Origin of the sequence: Lawsonella clevelandensis, from assembly GCF_003241315.1 — a bacterium.
Classification (GTDB): Bacteria; Actinomycetota; Actinomycetes; order Mycobacteriales; family Mycobacteriaceae; genus Lawsonella; species Lawsonella clevelandensis_A.
Genome location: NZ_QFOZ01000007.1, coordinates 56,068 through 73,315 on the forward strand (window position 1 = coordinate 56,068; position 17,248 = coordinate 73,315).

Annotated in this window: 15 protein-coding genes and 1 pseudogene; 13 read left to right on the top strand and 3 right to left on the bottom strand. The window is 54.3% G+C overall.

Annotation, left to right across the window (positions count from 1 at the left end; translation table 11 throughout):
- Positions 1-2 precede the first annotated feature (2 nt).
- From DI579_RS05350 to DI579_RS05365, 4 genes are all read left to right on the top strand, one after another.
- The gene (locus DI579_RS05350) at positions 3-869 is read left to right on the top strand and encodes a carbohydrate ABC transporter permease (RefSeq protein WP_290598721.1); all 867 of its coding nucleotides are present in this window, start codon (positions 3-5) and stop codon (positions 867-869) included.
- A 15-nt stretch (positions 870-884) separates the two neighbouring features.
- Positions 885-1,184 (top strand): hypothetical protein, encoded by a 300-nt coding sequence (locus DI579_RS05355; protein ID WP_290598719.1) that lies wholly within the window; start codon positions 885-887, stop codon positions 1,182-1,184.
- Positions 1,185-1,343: 159 nt separating this feature from the next.
- A complete protein-coding gene (locus tag DI579_RS05360) occupies positions 1,344-3,104 on the top strand; it encodes a pyruvate dehydrogenase (RefSeq protein WP_290598717.1) in 1,761 nt (586 codons plus the stop codon).
- Positions 3,105-3,764: 660 nt separating this feature from the next.
- Positions 3,765-4,514 carry a hypothetical protein gene (locus DI579_RS05365; RefSeq protein ID WP_303678854.1) on the top strand — a complete coding sequence of 250 codons (750 nt, stop codon included), beginning with the start codon at positions 3,765-3,767 and terminating at the stop codon, positions 4,512-4,514.
- A gap of 211 nt (positions 4,515-4,725) precedes the next feature.
- Here DI579_RS05365 and DI579_RS05370 read toward each other — a convergent pair.
- A pseudogene (locus DI579_RS05370) lies at positions 4,726-5,790 on the bottom strand (inositol-3-phosphate synthase); the annotation flags it as partial.
- Positions 5,791-5,868: 78 nt separating this feature from the next.
- Positions 5,869-6,417 carry a PadR family transcriptional regulator gene (locus tag DI579_RS05375; RefSeq protein WP_290598714.1) on the bottom strand — a complete coding sequence of 183 codons (549 nt, stop codon included), beginning with the start codon at positions 6,415-6,417 and terminating at the stop codon, positions 5,869-5,871.
- A gap of 303 nt (positions 6,418-6,720) precedes the next feature.
- Between DI579_RS05375 and DI579_RS05380 the strand changes: the two genes are divergently transcribed.
- The 8 genes from DI579_RS05380 (at position 6,721) to DI579_RS05415 (ending at position 14,788) form a co-directional block, all read left to right on the top strand.
- Entirely contained in the window at positions 6,721-9,240 is a 2,520-nt protein-coding gene (locus DI579_RS05380; protein ID WP_290598713.1) for a transglycosylase domain-containing protein, read from the top strand.
- A gap of 118 nt (positions 9,241-9,358) precedes the next feature.
- Positions 9,359-9,646 (top strand): 30S ribosomal protein S6, encoded by a 288-nt coding sequence (gene rpsF / locus DI579_RS05385; RefSeq protein WP_290598711.1) that lies wholly within the window; start codon positions 9,359-9,361, stop codon positions 9,644-9,646.
- A gap of 42 nt (positions 9,647-9,688) precedes the next feature.
- The gene (locus DI579_RS05390; protein WP_296239446.1) at positions 9,689-10,177 is read left to right on the top strand and encodes a single-stranded DNA-binding protein; all 489 of its coding nucleotides are present in this window, start codon (positions 9,689-9,691) and stop codon (positions 10,175-10,177) included.
- 47 nt (positions 10,178-10,224) lie between these two features.
- Positions 10,225-10,677, top strand: coding sequence for a 50S ribosomal protein L9 (rplI, locus tag DI579_RS05395; RefSeq protein WP_290598708.1), 453 nt, complete (start codon positions 10,225-10,227; stop codon positions 10,675-10,677).
- Between the two features lie 435 nt (positions 10,678-11,112).
- On the top strand, positions 11,113-12,540 hold the full coding sequence (gene dnaB / locus DI579_RS05400) for a replicative DNA helicase (RefSeq protein ID WP_303678855.1): 1,428 nt from the start codon (positions 11,113-11,115) through the stop codon (positions 12,538-12,540).
- 84 nt (positions 12,541-12,624) lie between these two features.
- Complete coding sequence (locus DI579_RS05405) at positions 12,625-13,899, top strand: hypothetical protein (protein WP_303678856.1); 1,275 nt, start codon at positions 12,625-12,627, stop codon at positions 13,897-13,899.
- 11 nt (positions 13,900-13,910) lie between these two features.
- Positions 13,911-14,390, top strand: coding sequence for a CrcB family protein (locus tag DI579_RS05410; RefSeq protein WP_290598703.1), 480 nt, complete (start codon positions 13,911-13,913; stop codon positions 14,388-14,390).
- Positions 14,390-14,788, top strand: coding sequence for a CrcB family protein (locus DI579_RS05415; protein WP_290598702.1), 399 nt, complete (start codon positions 14,390-14,392; stop codon positions 14,786-14,788). The genes DI579_RS05410 and DI579_RS05415 overlap by 1 nt, the downstream gene beginning before the upstream one ends.
- On the opposite strand, the gene DI579_RS05420 is transcribed toward DI579_RS05415, so the two are convergent.
- Complete coding sequence (locus DI579_RS05420) at positions 14,738-16,453, bottom strand: MFS transporter (RefSeq protein ID WP_290598701.1); 1,716 nt, start codon at positions 16,451-16,453, stop codon at positions 14,738-14,740. The two genes, DI579_RS05415 and DI579_RS05420, sit on opposite strands and share 51 nt — an antisense overlap.
- Before the next feature lie 108 nt (positions 16,454-16,561).
- Here DI579_RS05420 and DI579_RS05425 point away from each other — a divergent pair.
- Positions 16,562-17,248, top strand: a 687-nt coding sequence (locus DI579_RS05425) for a TetR/AcrR family transcriptional regulator (RefSeq protein WP_303678857.1), incomplete at its 3' end; no start/stop codon positions are given.

The following is a 17,248-nucleotide window of genomic DNA, read 5'->3' on the forward strand; positions in this document are numbered from 1 at the left end:
TGATGGCTAAACATAAGCACGCGCAAAAACGCAATCGTCGCCCCCACGCCGGGTCTGTTGGTACCTACATTTGGGCCATCATTATTGTGCTGTGGGGTCTGCTGCCTTTCTACTGGATGCTGGTGACAGCTTTCCGGGATAAGGACTACACCTTCTCCACTAACCCGTGGCCAAGCCACCTAACGTGGGATAACTTCCGGGAGGCTCTTTCCACCGAGTTCGGTAATAATTTCCTGCGGGCTATCGGCAACAGCCTCATTATTTCTGCCGTTACTACGGTCATTGCGGTGGCGGTCGGTATTTTCGCCGCCTATGCGTTGTCGCGCTACAACTTCCGAGGGAAATATGTGGTGTTGGGCATTATTATGGGCGCTTCTATGTTCCCCTCAATTGCTTTGGTCACACCGCTTTTTCAGTTGTTTACCGATATGGGTATGCGGGGCTCCTATTGGGCTCTTATCATTCCCAATATTTCTTTCGCACTGCCGCTCACAATCTTTACTCTCACCAGTTTCATTGATGAACTACCGTGGGAGCTGGAAGAGGCGGCCCGTGTAGATGGTTGTTCCCGGGGTAAGGCCTTCCGCACGATTATGTTGCCGTTGGCTACTCCGGCTATTTTCACTACTGCTATTTTGGCGTTCATTATGGCGTGGAATGAGTTTCTGTTGGCGCAGCAACTATCCACGGTTCACACGGAGCCGGTGACGGTGGCTATTGCCCGTTTCACCGGCGGTAATGCGTTCGACTACCCCTATGCGACGGTAATGGCGGCGGGTGCTATTGTGACAGTTCCACTGGTCATTATGGTGCTTATCTTCCAGCGGAAGATTATTGCCGGTCTTACCTCTGGCGGGGTGAAAGCCTAGAAGGAGGCGGCGGCTATGGCGCGCACAGAACATACATCTGATGGAAAAATATCTGATAAGGAAACATCTGGTGAGGAAGCACAGCGTGGACGCCGTAGTCGTGTGGCTGATCCGGGGCGGCGGAAACGTGGCACCATGCAGCGTCTTGAAGTGGCGATGGGGCTCGTTGGCACTATTACCATTCTGGCGTTGTTCACGTTAGTGATGGCGTGCGTGGAGGCGTCGGGTGCCGCATTGGTGGCGTCTATCGTTATTTTTCTGGTTGCGGCAGTGGTGTTGGCCGTCTTGGCGGTGTGGTACTACCGGCTGAAATAGGCTGCTTGTGTGAGTAACACCACTGATAATGCTTGCTATTACCACAATGGTGAATTAAACGTTAGAAGTGGCGGGAATATTTTGCCGTGGCTTTATGGTTGAAGCCCAGTGAAGGCTTAATACTCGCAATACTCTCTCGAGGTAGCAGGAAGAAGAATAATGGCATCAGTTGCAGAACATCTCGTTCACCAGCTGGAAGGGGCCGGTGTCCGTCACATTTACGGCATCGTGGGTGACTCCCTGAACCCCGTTGTTGATGCTGTCCGACGCTCTAAGAAAATTCGCTGGATCCATGTTCGTCACGAGGAAACTGCCGCTTTCGCAGCTGCTGCTGAAGCCGAAATTACCGGCCAGCTCGCTGTCTGTGCCGGCTCCTGTGGCCCCGGAAACCTCCACCTTATTAATGGTCTCTACGATGCTAACCGATCCCACTTGCCGGTTCTCGCCATCGCGTCCCATATTCCCACCTCCCAGATTGGTACTGGGTTCTTCCAAGAGACTCACCCCGATCGCATCTTCGACGAATGCTCTGTGTTCTCGGAGATGATTTCCTCTAGTGAGCAAGTACCGCGCGTTACCCGCTCCGCTATTCAGCAGGCCCTCTCTAACCACGGTGTTGCTGTATTGACCCTCCCCGGCGATATTGCCGACATGGAAGTATCCGGTAATCTTCCCGATACCATCACCAGCCCTCGCCCCGCCCGCGTCGTCCCCAATATGGAGGACGTACAGGGGTTGGCTGACGCCATTAACCGCGCCGGTAAAGTGACTCTCTTCGTAGGTGCCGGTGCCCGCGGCGCCCACGACCCCATTATGGAATTGGCGGAACTAGCCAAGGCTCCGGTGGGGCACTCCCTGCGTGGTAAGGAAGTTATTCAGTGGGATAACCCCTACGATGTGGGCATGTCTGGCCTGCTCGGTTACGGTGCTTGCCAAGACGCTATGGAGGGCTCCGATCTGCTGATTCTTGTGGGTACGGACTTCCCCTACCAGCAGTTCCTCCCCGAGAATGTGCAGACAGCACAAATCGATATTGATGCTGGCCGCCTGGGCCGCCGCACCCGCCTGGATTACGCTATCCACGGTGATGTGGCGGAGACGCTCGCCCTCCTTAACCCGCTGGTGAAAAACAAGACGAACCGGACTTTCCTTGACGATATGCTGAAGCGTCAGCAGCATCGCATGAGCAAAGTTGTGGGTGCCTACACGCGCGACGTCACCAAGGCGAAGCCCATTCACCCCGAATATGCGGCGGTGAAACTCGACGAAGCTGCCCCCGATGATGCAGTGTTCACCGTTGACACCGGCATGTGTAACGTGTGGGCAGCCCGCTACATCACCCCCAACGGAAAACGCCGCGTTATCGGCTCCTTCCTGCACGGTTCCATGGCCAATGCGCTGCCGCACGCTATTGGTGTGGGTGCGTATCGCCCCGATCGCCCCGTGATTGCCATGTGTGGTGACGGTGGCCTCTCCATGCTGATGGGTGACCTCATCACCATTAAGAACTACAACCTGCCGGTAAAGGTGGTCGTGTTCAATAACTCCTCACTGGGCATGGTAAAGCTGGAAATGCTGGTGGCTGGTCTGCCGGACTTCGCTACCGACTCCCAGGCTGTGGACTATGCGGCAGTGGGTAAGGCACTCGGTATTCGTTCTGTGCGAGTGGAAGACCCCACTAAGTTGGAGAGTGTTTTCACCACGGAGATGGAGCGTCCCGGCCCGTGCGTTATTGATGTCGTGACAGACCCCAACGCCTTGTCTATGCCTCCGAAGATTACGCTTGGGCAGATGCAAGGTTTTGCTACCGCAATGTCTAAGCAAGTACTGGGTGGTGGCCTGGGCGAAGTTATGTCTATGGCCCGCTCTAACCTGCGCAATATCCCGAAGCGCCCCTCACAGTTCACACTGCGTAGCTAGTGTGTACAGCTGGTGTGTGCAGCTAAATAAGCTAAATAAGCTGAATAAACCGTGTGGTGACGTGCTCTTTTTTGGTGGCTTTGAAAAAATTGTCAAAGGTTTCATAAAAGGGGTGCAGGGGTAGAACCACTGCATTAAACTAACTAACACGTACGTAAGTAGATGTACACAAGCTACTCCCACTGAAGAACGGCCCCTTAACCGGGGTCGTTCTTCGTATATGGGGAGCCAGGGCTGGACGGGGCTGGCATGGTGGGATAGCGGGATGGTGAGCTTGTGTTACTTATAACACTATTATGAATATCTGTATAGTACGTCTCATTGGGTACTGTAGAGCTTGTTGAAAAACGTAATGGCGTGTACAGCAACCGTCACATCAGTAAATACAGCAATGCCGGGGTGAGATTGCTCTCACCCCGGCATTGCTGTCTCTACCATGGTGTTCGCAAAAATTCTTGAGCGCTAAATATTGACGCTTTTCTTAACGCTTCTTTTCCTTCTCTTCCTGCGCATTTCCCAGTTGTAGTACATAAAGGTGCACATAGTGCGGGTTGCATTATCTCCTTACTAGTGATTAATTTAGGTAAGCCTAAGCTATTGATTTGTATGAATACATAAGAAACAAATTATGAATCACCCTCACTAGTAAAGGAGTTATACATGCGACACCATCGCATTACCACCAGCCTGGTAGCAGCAGCCCTCACCGTTGGCATAGTTGCTACCCCCGCCATCGCAGCGCCCACCACACCCGCTGACAATTCCCTCCCCACATTAACGGCAGCACAGATTGCCCAACTCCGCCACCACGTTGACGACATCAATAACGCTGCCAATAACGGCAAAATGAGCACCTACGGTGGCCACCCTGCTGTTCATGCCACAGATTTTGGCCCCTGGATAACATCACAGGGATGGGAGACACTAGATTTTCTCGCCGAGTCCAGCTGCCCGAACGTAGCGCAACTTTTCCAGGCAAAAGCCCAGAAAAAGCATATGAGCGAAGACCAAGCCCGCGCCGACTTCAAGAAAAGCAAGAGCACCGGGGAAGTCTCCTACCTGAGCTTCACTCCCACCACCATGACGGAGATGGGACGCAACCACACTATTCTCGGTAAAGGAGAATACACGCTGGCCAAGCGACTGCATGTTGGCGACAACGAAATCTATTTCTTTGAGAACGTGTTAAAAGCACAGGCCGGCAACCGTCACTGGTTTGTCCTGATTCCCCCGGGAGCAGATAAAGACAAGCAGGGTAATACTATTGCCCGCCACATTCACTATGTTCTTAGCGATTCTCCGCTAGCTATTGTTGCGGCAATGGTCAAAAAGCAAATGCCAACCATGATCGAAGCTAACGCCACCTGGAAAGCCAAAGTTGCCTTCCTCAAGCTGGCACTATCGTACTAAAACGGCCCTAACTAAATGGGTGGTGCGGGTGAGAATATCTCACCCGCACCACCCATATTATTGTCCCACTTTAGTAGTGGGTGTGACGTTCCTTCTTGGTGTTCTTAGTGAAGGAAAGCTAGCCGTTTTAGGCCTTCCATTCAGCGGGATCTTCACCGGCATGCCAGACGGAGGCCTCAGTGAGGTCGGCCGGCCATTCTTCGCCCTTTTCAATGAAGTCTTCCACGGCGCGGCGAGCACGATCATCGGGCAGCTGGCGCGGCGGGGACTTCATGAAGTAGGAGGCAGGAGCCCAGACGGGGCCACTGATGCCGCGGTCTTTAGCGATCTTGGCGGCGCGCAGAGCATCGATAATGATGCCGGCGGAGTTGGGGGAGTCCCATACTTCCAGCTTGTATTCAAGGTTCAGCGGAACCTCACCGAAGGTGGTGCCTTCCAAGCGGACATAGGCCCACTTGCGGTCATCCAGCCAGGCGACGTGGTCGGAGGGGCCAATGTGAACGTCGCGGTCGGCCATCTCGTGGGGGACGATGGAGGTGACGGCGCGGGTCTTGGAGACCTTCTTGGATTCGAGGCGGTCGCGTTCCAGCATGTTCATGAAGTCCATGTTGCCGCCCACGTTCAGCTGGGAGGTGCGGTCCAGGCGAACGCCGCGTTCCTCGAAGAGGCGGGCGATAACGCGGTGGGTGATGGTGGCGCCCACCTGGGACTTGATGTCGTCGCCGACGATCGGTACGCCAGCGTCAGTGAACTTCTTGGCCCACTCGGGGTCGGAGGCGATAAAGACGGGGAGGGCGTTGACGAAGGCAACACCGGCGTCGATGGCGCACTGGGCGTAGAACTTGTCAGCTTTTTCGGAGCCTACGGGGAGGTAGGAGACGAGGACGTCAGTCTTGGTGTCTTTGAGGACCTGGACAACATCGACGGGTTCTTCTGGGGATTCCTCGGTGACGGTGCGGTAGTACTTGCCGAAGCCGTCGTAGGTGTGTCCACGCTGGACTTTTACGCCGGTCTGGGGGACGTCGCAGAATTTGATGGTGCAGTTCTGGCCGGCCCAAATGGCGTCGGCTAGGTCGAGGCCTACTTTGTCTTTGTCAATGTCGAAGGCGGCGGACCATTCAATGTCGTGAACGTGGTATTTGCCGAATACGACGTGCATGAGGCCGGGGACGCGGTCGGTGGGTTTGGCGTCCTTGTAGAATTCCACGCCTTGTACGAGGGACGATGCACAGTTGCCAACACCGACGATGGCGACGCGAATCTTGTTGTCAGTCACTTTTAACTCCTAGCGGTGGGGTAGCGGGTACTACTCCTGTTCACGGTGGATCATCCAAGAAAAGGCGGAACGGTGCTGTTAGGCGTCGTCTTCTTCTGCTTGAATGAGTGAGTTGACCCAGGAGATTTCACGTTGTGTGGATTCTAGGGTCAGCTCGTTCAACCCTTGGCTGTAGGGGGACAGCGTGTTGTGGGGGTTGGTAGATGGTATGGCCCTGCCGTGTATCAGACTCATGAGGTGGTCGCGTCGTTCTTCCAGGAGTCGGCGGCGTCCCTCCAACAGGCGACGGCGTGCGTCTGCTGGTGTTTTATCGAAAAAAGCTAGGCGGACGCCGAAGTCTTCATCGGTAAAAGAGGTGGGATTAATGTCGCTTAATAGTTCCAGGAAATGCCGGTGACCAGCGTCAGTAAGCCGATATACCTTTTTGGCCTTGCGGCGTGTGTGGGCGGCGGGGTCTTCCACAGGAGACTCAATGAAGCCGTTTTCCTCGAGCCTGTTCAGTACTGGATAGAGCGAACCGTAGGAGAATCCGCGGACGGTGCCTGACATTTCAGTAAGCACTTTACGGATTTGGTAGCCGTGCATGGGCTCTACATCGAGGAGTCCGAGTACTGCAATGTCGAGCACTGTGGTCTCCTTTCCGCAGATAAAGTGGTCGCTACCACTCAGAAACATTAGCAGGAGCAGGGAAAATGCCCCAAAGATGATTTTTATTATATCGAACCGATATATCTTCAACAATGGTTTTTGTGAAGTTTTTATACAAGGTTTTCCCAAACAAGAGAAAAACGAGAAGCGTCAAAATATTAGTGTGAGCAACTTTTCCCCCCATTGACCCCCGTTGACGTCGCATTTAGGAATCGTGCAGAGTGGAAAGTGCCTATAAGATGGAAAGTTGTATAACGTTCGCCGCAAGAGAGGGCACATCGTATGGGACGACACAGCGCTCCCCGGAACTCGGGGGATCCTAGCGATACCCGAGCTTCCTGGCAGGGCAAAACTTCCCTGCTTGCCAATAACACCACGCGCACAACGGATGGAGCACGGACCAGCCACCGAACCGCTACATCAGTGTCATCAACGTCGCGACAGTCATCACAGCGCACTTCGCAGCAGTCGTCCAAACGCGCATCTCAGCGTCCTGTCAACCGCGCAAACAAGCGTCAGGACACTCTCCGCAGCACGAACCAAGACAAGCGCAAGACTGAAACTAGTAAAGCCCCCAAAACTACTAAACCCAAGGTCAGTAAAGCTAGTAAAGCTAAGGCTAAAAAGAAGGTCCCCCTTAAAGAACGAAGCCCCAAATCTATTGTCGGCAGTATCTTCAAATGGATCGGCATTATTCTGCTGGCACTCATTGTGGCCTGCGTTATTTTCTTTGTCCTTATGTACCTTTTCGTCAAGGTACCCGCGCCGGGCGATATCCCTACCGCGCAGCGCGTCACCCTGGTAGCAAGCGACGGTAAAACTGTTTTGGGGGACATTATCCCCGAGGCCGGTAACCGTCGCGAGGTAGACGCGAAGCAAATCCCCGACCATCTCCGCCATGCCACAATGGCCGCCGAAGACCGCGAATTCATGACCAATAAAGGCTTTTCCTTTACTGGTTTTGGGCGCGCTGCTGTCGGCCAAGTGACGCATCGCAGCGATAATGGCGGTGGCTCCACTATTACCCAGCAGTATGTCAAGAATGCGCTGGTGGGTAATCAGCACAGTTACTGGCGTAAGTTCAAAGAACTTGTCGTCTCTATGAAGATGTCCAACCAGTGGTCTAAAGATGAGATCATGACGGCCTACCTGAACACTATTTACTTTGGCCGTGGTGCTTATGGTGTAGAGACTGCTTCCCAGGCATATTTCAATAAGCATGTGCAGGATCTCACCCCTGCCGAATCCGCTATGTTGGCGGGTCTTATCCAGCAGCCCTCTAATCTGGATCCGCGGGTGAACCCGGTAGCGTCTAAGACCCGCTGGAAGTATGTGGTACGCGGCATGCTGAATGAAGGATGGTTGTCCGCTAGCGAAGTGGCCACCATGGACTTCCCGAAGACTATTCCAGAAAATAAGAGTCTGCGTATTGACGAGCGTCTCTCTGGCCCGAATGGGCTTATTAAAGCACAGATTATGCGGGAGCTTGCCGAGCATGGCTTCACTGAACAGGACGTCACCTCACAGGGCCTGCGCATTGTTACCACCATTTCTATGGATGCGCAGAATGCTGCCATTGAGGCAGTAACGCAAACTCTGCAAAATCAGCCGAAGCAAATGCGGGCCGCCGCGGTCACTATTGATCCCCAAACCGGTGGAGTATTGGCCTACTACGGGGGCGCCCGAGCCGGTGACTTTGACTACGCTTACGCCCCGCAAATGACGGGCTCCTCATTTAAGGTGTTTACGCTGGCAGCAGCGTTGAACCAGGATATTCCGCTGAGCAAAATGTATTCCTCCGCCCCTTACCAGATGGGCAAGGTGGTTATTGAAAACTCGGAGGATATGTCCTGCGGTACCTGCACTATTGCGTCAGCCACGGTGATGTCCCTGAACACCAGTTATTACCGACTGATGATGGACCTGAAGAATGGGTCACGAGACGTACAGGCCATGGCCTATAAAGCGGGTATTCCGCGAGAAATTCCCGGTTATGGGAAAACTCTTCAAAATGAAGATGGCACTGTCGAAGGTGGTATTACGTTGGGCGCCTACCCGGTGCGTCCCTTCGATATGGCCTCTGCCTATGCCACTTTTGCCGCCCGCGGTATTTACCACGAACCTTTCTTCGTGAAAGAAGCCGTCGCGAACGGTGGTAGTGGACGCAGTGTGTACAAGCATGACGACAACTCTGGAGAGCGCCGTGTAAAGGAAGTGGTGGCAGATAACGTCACCTCGGCACTTGAGCCCATTGCAAGCTACTCCAATGGTCACGGTCTAGCGGGAGGACGCCCCTCCGCTTCTAAGACCGGTACGGTGCAGCTGGGTAGTACGGGTAAAAACCGTGATGCCTGGATGGTGGGCTACACTCCGCAGGCTTCTACCGCTGTGTGGGTGGGTACCCAGAATGGTACTGCTCTGGAAACGAGTGGTGGGGCTGCCGTGTGGGGGTCCACATTACCATCAGATATTTGGCAGTACACCATGAATGGAGCCTTGCAGAACCAGCAGTTCACTTATTTCCCCACTCCTGGGGCTATTGCGGGGCAGGCTGGACGTCCGGAGTCCTACTATGGTGGCGACACAACAACTACGGACACGTCTACAAAGAAGGAGTCGAAGTCCTCGTCAAAGCACAAGCCTAAGAAGGATCACTCTGGTAAGGAGAATCATCCTAAGACGCAGAGCCGCAGTCCGCTTTTGCCGGATATCCCGGGAATGCGGAATCCGTTCGGGCCTTCGCGGAGCACTCCGAAGTCTCCTGAATCCGATAATAGGGACAATGGGGTGTTGTGGCGCTAGCCGTTAGGAGGAGAACTGTTTTTCCTGCTAGACTGGTGCAGTTGCAGACGCAACGAACCCTCCTGCCACGGAACCGCCGTGGCCGATTTCCATTAGTCCATAGGAGGTGATGAGGTCCGTGCGTCACTACGAATTGATGGTCATTTTTGATCCCACTCTCGACGAGCGCACCATTGCCCCGTCCCTGGATACGTTACTGAACGTAGTCCGTGAAGAAGGCGGCAAGGTTGACAAGGTTGATGTGTGGGGTAAGCGCCGTCTTGCCTACGAGATCAAGAAGAACTCTGAAGGCATCTATGCGGTAGTCGAAATGAACTGCGAACCGGCAACGGTCCAGGAACTCGACCGCCTGCTCACCCTGAATGAAAGCGTTCTACGCACCAAGGTGCTGCGCGCTGATCAGTAAGCCTTTGGCTGCTGACTAACGCATATCACCGCAGGAGGAATTATGGCTGGCGAAACTACGATCACGGTGGTGGGAAACCTCACCGCAGATCCTGAGCTACGTTTCACCCCGTCGGGTGCTGCCGTGGCTAACTTCACCGTGGCTTCTACGCCACGTCGCTACAACTCTCAGACAAGTCAATGGGAGGATGGCGACGCGCTGTTCCTACGCTGCAGTATCTGGCGTGACGCCGCCGAGCATGTGGCAGAGTCGCTCACTCGTGGCTCTCGCGTTATTGTGCAAGGCCGTCTGCGTCAGCGCTCCTATGAAACCCGCGAGGGTGAGAAGCGCAGCGTTATCGAGCTTGATGTCGATGAAATCGGTCCCTCTCTTCGCTACGCCACCGCTAAGGTGACGAAAGCGAACCGTGGAAGTGGCTCTAATAATTCCTTCGGTGGTGGCTCTGCCAACCAGTCCGCTCCGTCTGATGACCCGTGGGGTTCCGCTCCGCAGTCTAACTTCGGTGGCGGAACGGATGAACCCCCGTTCTAAACCGGCAGACAGCACACAGATTTATCAACGAAGAAAGTAGAAGATCAATGAAGCTGATCCTCACCACTGCCGTTGACCACCTTGGTGCCCCCGGCGATATCGTCGAGGTCAAGGATGGTTACGCAAGGAACTTCCTGCTTCCCCGCAATAAGGCCATTGTCGCCACCAGCGGTGCCGAAAAGCAGATCGCCGCTATCCAGCGCGCTCAGCAGGATCGTATTATTCGCGATGCTGAGCACGCCCGCGAGGTCAAGGAAGCCCTGGAAGCTCTTACCGATGTTACGGTCGCTGTGAAGTCCGCCGAGAACGGCAAGCTCTTCGGCTCCGTCACCGCCGCCGACATCGTCACCGCAATTGAAAAAGCTGACGGTCCTAAGATTGACCGGCACGCCGTTGAACTGACCAAGGGTCAGATTAAGGCCGTGGGAACCTACGACATTGCTGTAGCGCTCTCCGATAAGGTCACGGCTACCGTTAACGTCACCGTCACCGCCGAGTAGTAGTACGTAGGTACTCTACCCATCCCATAACTTCAGACAACAGCATTTCAGCCATCGGCCTACTGCTTTACGCTTCTGGACAAAGCTCGCAGTTAGCCGATGGCTGTTTCTTATGTCAAGGGGGTTATTCCCCAGGCCTGCTTGTGGATAACGTGGCAGAAATGGTTTTTAATAGAGGGACAAGAGCACTTTTGAGAAAAGTTTTATCCACAGATAAAAATAGATATTGACCTGCTCTAATAAAAAATTAATCCACATAATTCCACAGTTATCCACAAATTATCCCCAAATGCGACAAGGGCATTGGGTATAACTGCACTACTTATCCACAGACCTATCCACAATAATGACACTCCACCGGTACTGACTTTGACCCACCGACCACCTAGAGTAAAAGGCAGTACACAGCAGTGATAAACACGAGGAATATGCGCTATGCCGAGTAATACTGGACCTTTTGGTGACGCCTTCGCGCCGCCCTATGACGACCCCTACGCCGTCACTTCCGGCAGCACTACTGGTTCCAGTGAATCCCTCGCCGACGTACAACCCCCCAACGACCAAGCTGCTGAAAAAGCAGTCCTGGGAGCGATGCTGCTCTCCAAAGACCTCCCCCCGCTGATGCACCAAATTGTGCGTGCAGAGGACTTCTACACACCCGCCCACGGACGTATCTATGACGCCATCATCAAGCTCTCCTCCAATGAAGAGCCTGCCGACGCCGTCACCGTCGCCGATCAATTGGAAAAAGACGGTGAGCTGGAACGTATTGGGGGGCGCCCCTACCTCCACACACTCATCGAGTCCGTACCATCCCCAGCTAGTGGCCCCTACTACGCCCAGATTGTTGCCGAAAAGGCTCTCCTCCGCCGCCTTATTGACGCGGGCATGCGCATTACCTCCTACGGCTACGCCGCCACCGAGGGCATGGAAGTAGAGGAGATGGTAAACCGCGCCCAAGCGGAAATCTACTCCGTCACTGAACAGCGCCGTACGGAAGACTACAAGTCCCTCGACGAGGTTCTTGTCCCCACCATGGAAGAGATTGATAACATTGCCAACAGTGACGGTAAGGCGCTGGGTATTCTCACTGGTTTCTTAGACCTGGACAATACGCTTAACGGACTTCGGCCCGGCCAAATGATTATCATTGCGGCTCGCCCAGGTATGGGTAAATCCACTCTGGCACTGGATATTATGCGCAGCTGTTCCCTCCGGCAGGATAAGACGTCCATTATCTTCTCCCTCGAAATGGGGCGCACGGAACTAACAATGCGTCTGCTATCTGCAGAAGCTAATATTCTGTTCGACAAAATACGCAAGGGAAATATGGACGGATCCGACTGGGATAGCCTGGTCAAATGTATGTCCGAGATAGCGGATAAACCCCTCTATATTGACGACTCACCCAGCATCACCATGATGGAAATCCGGGCTAAGGCACGCCGTCTTAAACAACAACATGGCCTGGACCTTATTGTGGTGGACTACCTCCAGTTGATGAGCTCCGGGAAAAAAGTAGAAAGCCGCCAACAAGAGGTTGCGGAATTTTCCCGCCAACTCAAACTCCTTGCCAAAGAACTGGAAGTACCCGTTATCGCCATCTCGCAGCTTAACCGTAACTCCGAGAACCGTAATGATAAGCGTCCGCAAGTCTCCGACCTCCGCGAATCCGGGTCGTTGGAACAGGACGCCGACGTTGTGCTCCTCCTCCACCGTCCTGCAGTATTCGATCCCAATGATGTGCATGCGGGAGAAGCCGAAATCATTATCGGTAAGCATCGTGGTGGCCCCACCGGCACCATTGAAGTTGTTGAACAGCTGCACTACTCACGCTTCGTTAACAAGGCACGGGACGATTAGACGTGTCTTTTGTCCTTTCTCTCGTCCACGCACCTAACTGACGCCACCACTTTTACCCCTCATAATAAGAAAGGTTCCTCCACCATGGCATTTCGCCGCGACACACACCACCACCGCAGCCGACTAGGACGCGGAGCTATTGCCACTCTCGCCCTCACCCTTGCGGTGGGAACTGCAGCCCCTCTAGCGGCCAATGCTGCCCCCGCCTACGATCGATCAGTCAGCTACGACGATTTCATGTCTCATGAAGTCCTCATGGGAGCCTTCTTCACCAGCGATGGCGACCACTCCGACACCCTCTACCTGTCCACCGACGGCAAACGCTTCGATGAACTTGGTGTTGCCTATAAGGACGCCAGTCCCACCAACCCTAACGACGACACCTCCACCTTGGGCCCCATCCACCACACATTGGGCGACCCCAGCATTATGTACCACGATGGTGCCTTCTGGATGCTTTCCGGCTGGAACCGCCACGACGGCAAATTCTGGCCCATGATCGGTGTCTCCAAAGACGGTAAAACCTGGTCCTTCCCCGAGGGACTTAAATTCGGTGGCAAGAAGTATCCAGGCATCGCCCTCAGCCCAGGGGCACGCTACGGTACCGATATTGTGGCCCCAGAATGGTTCCGCGATAATAATGGCCAGGTATATATCATGTTCTCCGCCGGCTACTTTGGCCTCTTCCACGGTCGGCCCTACCAGGACAAGATGGTTCCTTACCTGGTAAAGGTGAATGAGCTTCACTACGACGGTCCCTTTGAATACAATGAGCGTCTCCCCAAGATCACCTTCCGTCCTGGCCGTGCCCAGCAGATCAACTTCCCTCTTCCCTCCATTGACCGCATCGATGGATCCGCTTTCCACGATGATGACGGCTCCTACTACATCACCATCAAACGTGATGGTGCGCATAATGAAATCTGGCGCAATAACCACATGGGAACGGGTGGTTGGCAGCTGGTCAACCGCAATGCTGTGGAGGGCTCTGAGGGGCCTTCTCTGACGAAGCTCAACGGCCATTACTACCTTTTCACCGATAAACTCCACACCTGGGGTAAAGACTCCAGCCGCGGTACTCTTGTGGCGGAAGCATCTAGCCTTAACGGTAAATGGGCAGGACGTGGCAAGATAGCCACACTGCGTAAGGACGGTAGTCGTCGTGCAAACCGCCACGGGACCGTTATCCGTATTACGGATAAATCCGCTAAGAATAAGCTTTACACACTGTGGACGGGTAAGCCGGTACCAGTGCGTACGCATAACACTGTTAATTTCTGGGGATGGGTGAAGTCTCTTCTTAAGAAGACGTCCACGTCCACTCCTACGAAGCCTGCTCCTAACAAGAATCGCGGGTAATAGTTCTCTTTATGACCGGGCACATACCATCTTCACAACAGATACCTTCTGGCACTACCCAAAAAACAGCTATTCGAACAGTACTGGCGTTTCTCGCTACAGGGCTGGCGGTAGCAGTGGGTGGTGCTGTGGGGGCGATTCTCCGCTGGGCTGTCACAACGGCCTGGCCGGGTAACGTCCACGGTATTATTTGGTCTGTCCTGGTTATTAACATGGTGGGGTCCGCTATTCTCGGTGTTCTCACTGAGGTAGCGTCCCACCAGTTGAAACGTCACCCCACTGTAGTGGCATTTCTTGGCACCGGCATGATGGGTGGCTTCACCACCTTGTCCACTGTCATAGTGGACAGTCTTACGTTAATGGAGAACGGTGCCCCCTGGATGGGTGTGCTGCAGATAATCCTCAACATGCTCCTGGGTATAGGGTCTGCAGCAGTGGCCATACTGTGTACATCTAGGGCCTATAAGTCTCACGCTTCGGAATCGAAGTGATGAGAGTGACTGTCCTTCTTGTGATGGGAGGCGGTGCGCTGGGCGTATTCCTCCGCTTTCTCCTTGACCGTGGTTTTCTTGCTATTCGACAAATGCGTTCCGGCGCAGGACACCACACGCCCACGTATTCCGTCGGTATCCTTATTGCGAACCTAGTGGGAAGTTTCCTCCTGGGGCTTTTCGCAGCTGCGTTCTCCGCAGGGGTGATGAGTAGCCAGGCGTATTCCTTATGGGGAGTAGGGTTTTGCGGGGCCCTTACGACACTGTCCACACTGAACGTGGAACTGGTGACGATGCTGCGACATCATCACACGTGGCAGGCGGTCGCATATCTGCTGGGAACAGTACTAGGCGGTCTCGCGCTGGGGGCTATCGCTGGTCTCTTCACCTTTAACTGAGGTGTTTTTAGCCGCTTGTTTAGTGACCCACCACAACCGCAGTGACGATAGTAAACCTATTGCTAGGAACGCCATCGACACCCACATGGAGGTAGAGATAGCGTCGCAGTAGCCTTCCCGCAGAACGTCAGACAATGGCGGCATAGAAAGGCCGTGGAGGTTTGCGCCACCAGAATTAATAGTGGCCTCCACAAGGGGAACAGTCATCTGCTGAGGTAAACCCAACGGGGCCACCAGGCCGGGCAGATGGTTACTCAATGTAGTTGCCAGGACGGAGCCACCTAGGGCAATACCGGAGGCGCTACCCAACTGACGCACGGTGGACTGGGTAGCGGAGCCCATGCCGGAGTGTTCCACGGGAACATCCGCCATCACTGTGGACGTTAACTGTGCCGAAGCGAAGCCCAAGCCCACGCCGTAGATAACCAGTATCAGTGCCATCACCCATAGGTTTTGTGACGTGTGCAGCGTTCCGGCAAGCGTGGCTACCCCGATTACTTCTAGGGCGAGGCCCATCATGACGACGCCCGTGGGGGGAATAATGGCGGTAACGTGCCGGGCTAATCCACCCGACACCATGGCACCAAGAGCCATAGCGGCTAGTACCCAGCCGGCAGTGAGGGGAGATTTCCCCATATCGTTAATGACGAACATGGGGATAAGGAACACCAGCGAGAATTGGCCAATGGCTACCACCAGGGCAGTGAGGTTACCCCAGGCGAAGGAGGGATTCTGGAAAAGATGGGGATTGAGGAGGACGTAGTGCTGTCTTTTTAGTTGGTGTAGTTCCCATGTGATGAAACCAATGAGAAGCAGAATGCCCATCAGCAGGGTGAAGGGAACTGAACTTATTGAGGAGTCGGCAAAAAGCGAGTGCCCCCACATTTTTAAGGTGTCCTTGTGGTTCCACCAGCCCAGTTTGGGGCCTTCAATAATGGAGAACACGATAAGTCCGACGGATAGGGCGGAAAGAATAAACCCCAGGACATCGTGCTTACGGGGAGAGGATGATGCGGTGCCGGCTCCGGTGGCGGTGCTAGCTCCTGTGTCTTTGGTGTTGGGGACGGTGAGGAAGGCGCCGATGAGGATGAGGATGCCGAACGGTATGTTGATGAAGAAGATCCAGCGCCAGCTTGTGTAGGAGGTAATGGCACCGCCGATGAGGGGGCCAATGGCGGCCATGGCGGAGATGGTGGCGCCCCACACTCCGAAGGCAATGGTGCGGTCTTTGCCGGTGAAGTTGGCGTGCACGTTGGAGAGGGTGGAGGGCATGACGAAGGCGGCGCCAACGCCTTGTAGGGCGCGGGAGGCAATGAGGGCGCTGCCGTTAGTGGATATGCCGGCCAGGATAGAGGCCACAATAAAGATGATAAGACCAATAACGAAAGTGGAGCGGCGTCCGATACGGTCTGCGACACTACCGATTTCAAGGAGAAGAGAGGCGACGACCACGGTGTAGAGGGCGCTTACCCATTGTGCTTGGGAGAGGTCTAGGTGGAGGGTCTTGATGATGGTGGGGAGTGAGACGTTCACGATGGTGCCGTCAAGCACAATGAGGGAAAGTCCCAGGGCAAGGACAGCGAGCATAGCCCATTTGTGTTTAATGGGTTCAGCAGCAGATGCGGCAGCTGTGGTGTCAGCTGTAGTAGTAGGTGTGGTTGCCATAGTGTTACCCGCCAGATGTTAGAGACATGGTGTCTCTAACATTGTCCGTAGTGTTGTCGACGCTGTCAAGAGTACCGCTAGAATAGATGGAACAGGAGGTCGGCTACTATGCCACGGATCACGGCTAAAACGGTGAAAGAACACCGTGAAAATGTGCAAACAGCGCTGGTTGATGTGACTGAAGAAATTCTTCGCAACGAGCCCGGTACTGATCTCACAGCTGCCGCCATCGCCAAACGGGCCGGCATTGCCCGGAACAGTATCTACCGCTACGTCACCTCCGTTAATGACCTCCGCCGCTTGGTTATTGAACGCTACATGCCGGGCTGGATGTCAGCCGTCACAGCAGCAACAGAAGGTATTGATGATCCGCGCGAATGGCTAGCGGCATGGGTGAGCGTCAATCTAGAACAGGCAGTTGCCTCCGACCATGGATGGATGCGCAATGTGGTAGTCAGTGCAGAAAACCAGGGGGGACGGAATCCGCACGTCAATGCCACGATTGATAATCGTTGTTCCTTTACGCGCGCCGGTGTGGATGTTGTTGATGTCCATAAGCGCGTTAACGTGCACCTACAGGAAGTATGGGAACAGCTAGCTCCGGGGCATGGGGATATTTATATGAATCTCACGATGGCGCAGCTGGCAGTGGGATTTCGTGCACTAGAGGCAGGTCAGAGCCTTGATGAAGTGAAACCTATTGTTGTACAAGCTATTCTATCTATAATTCCCTCTGAAGATAGTTCCGCGCCGGGCAGTTCTGCAGCGGACGGTCCTGCGCCGGGCAGTTCTGCA